Source organism: Mesorhizobium sp. WSM1497, assembly GCF_001672455.2.
In the GTDB taxonomy this organism is placed as follows: domain Bacteria; phylum Pseudomonadota; class Alphaproteobacteria; order Rhizobiales; family Rhizobiaceae; genus Mesorhizobium; species Mesorhizobium ciceri.
In genome coordinates this window covers 1,692,501-1,695,000 of the sequence record NZ_CP021070.1, presented here as the reverse complement: position 1 = coordinate 1,695,000, position 2,500 = coordinate 1,692,501, and the positions used below count along the sequence as shown (strand labels likewise).

At 54.1% G+C, this 2,500-nt stretch carries 1 rRNA gene (running past one end of the window); it reads right to left on the bottom strand.

Annotated elements, in window-relative coordinates:
* Window positions 1-232 precede the first annotated feature (232 nt).
* Window positions 233-2,500, bottom strand: a 23S ribosomal RNA gene (locus tag A9K65_RS08300) (it continues 554 nt past the right edge of the window).

Below are 2,500 nucleotides of genomic sequence, written 5' to 3'. Positions count from 1 at the left end.
AAGGGCACAAAGAGACATCGGCAGCGGAGCTGTCGGGTGCCTCTCGGGGCTGTTCGCTGGTCTTTGTGTGCCTTTACGGTTCTTGGTCTGGCGCCTTTCGAAGCGAAGCTTCGCAAGGTCGACCGACCGTCGGCGCTGATGCGCCGCACCCACGTAGCGCCGCCCGCAGGGCGGAACAAGCGTGAGTGAGAACAGACCATCTGACTTTGTCAGATGGGCATAAGGAATGAGAACGATCAAGCCGATCGAACTATTAGTACCGGTAAGCTTCAAGCGTTGCCGCTCTTCCACACCCGGCCTATCAACGTGGTCGTCTTCCACGGTTCTCAGGGAATACTCGTTTTAAGGTGGGTTTCCCGCTTAGATGCCTTCAGCGGTTATCCCGTCCGGATATAGCTACCCTGCTATGCGGCTGGCGCCACAACAGGTCCACCAGAGATCCGTCCATCCCGGTCCTCTCGTACTAGGGACAGATCCTTTCAATATTCCTACACCCACGGCAGATAGGGACCGAACTGTCTCACGACGTTCTGAACCCAACTCACGTACCGCTTTAAATGGCGAACAGCCATACCCTTGGGACCTGCTCCAGCCCCAGGATGCGATGAGTCGACATCGAGGTGCCAAACAACCCCGTCGATATGGACTCTTGGGGGTCATCAGCCTGTTATCCCCGGCGTACCTTTTATCCGTTGAGCGATGGCCCTTCCACGCGGGACCACCGGATCACTATGACCGACTTTCGTCTCTGCTCGACTTGTCAGTCTCGCAGTCAGGCAGGCTTATGCCATTGCACTCAGCGAACGATTTCCGACCGTTCTGAGCCCACCATCGCGCGCCTCCGTTACTCTTTAGGAGGCGACCGCCCCAGTCAAACTACCCACCATACATTGTCCCGGACCCGGATAACGGGCCGCGGTTAGACATCCATAGTAATAAGGGTGGTATTTCAAGGGTGGCTCCACCTGAGCTGGCGCCCAGGCTTCAAAGCCTACCACCTATCCTACACATGCCACTACGAATGCCAATGTAAAGCTATAGTAAAGGTGCACGGGGTCTTTCCGTCTAACCGCAGGAACCCCGCATCTTCACGGGGAATTCAATTTCACTGAGTCTATGCTGGAGACAGCGGGGAAGTCGTTACGCCATTCGTGCAGGTCGGAACTTACCCGACAAGGAATTTCGCTACCTTAGGACCGTTATAGTTACGGCCGCCGTTTACTGGGGCTTCGATTCAGAGCTTGCACCCCTCCTCTTAACCTTCCAGCACCGGGCAGGCGTCAGACCCTATACGTCGTCTTGCGACTTCGCAGAGCCCTGTGTTTTTGATAAACAGTCGCTACCCCCTGGTCTGTGCCACCCTCCTCTACTTGCGTAGAAAAGGGTCACGCTTCTTCCGAAGTTACGCGTGCAATTTGCCGAGTTCCTTCAGCATAGTTCTCTCAAGCGCCTTGGTATACTCTACCAGACCACCAGTGTCGGTTTCGGGTACGGTTTATAAGGAGGAGCTATTTCCTGGAACCACGCAGCAGCCCGTTCAATCCGATAAGATTGGACTACCTCAATGATCCGTCACTACCTCCAAGCCCACGAATATTAACGTGGTTCCCATCGACTACGCGTTTCCGCCTCGTCTTAGGGGCCGGCTAACCCTGCTCAGATTAGCTTTAAGCAGGAACCCTTGGTCTTTCGGCGGGGGAGTCTCTCACTCCCCTTACGTTACTCATGTCAGCATTCGCACTTCTGATACCTCCACCACCCCTCACGGGTATGGCTTCATCAGCTTACAGAACGCTCCGCTACCGCTTGGCCCTTGCGGACCAAACCCTAAGCTTCGGTGTATGGCTTTAGCCCCGTTACATTTTCGGCGCAAAGACCCTTATTTAGACCAGTGAGCTGTTACGCTTTCTTTAAATGATGGCTGCTTCTAAGCCAACATCCTGGTTGTTTTGGGATCCTCACATCCTTTCCCACTTAGCCATAACTTGGGGACCTTAGCTGTAGGTCAGGGTTGTTTCCCTTTTCACGACGGACGTTAGCACCCGCCGTGTGTCTGCCGACTAGTACTCCCAGGTATTCGGAGTTTGGTTAGGTTTGGTAATCCGGTGAGGACCCCTAGCCCATCCAGTGCTCTACCCCCTGGGGTATTCGGTCGACGCTCTACCTAAATAGATTTCGCGGAGAACCAGCTATTTCCGAGTTTGATTGGCCTTTCACCCCTAGCCACAAGTCATCCCGAACTATTGCAACAGTTATGGGTTCGGTCCTCCAGTAAGTGTTACCTTACCTTCAACCTGCTCATGGCTAGATCACTCGGTTTCGGGTCTAATGCGACGAACTGAACGCCCTGTTCAGACTCGCTTTCGCTGCGCCTACACCTAGCGGTTTAAGCTTGCTCGTCACACTAAGTCGCTGACCCATTATACAAAAGGTACGTGGTCACCCAGGACGAACCTTGGGCTTCCACTGTTTGTAGGCAATCGGTTTCAGGTACTCTTTC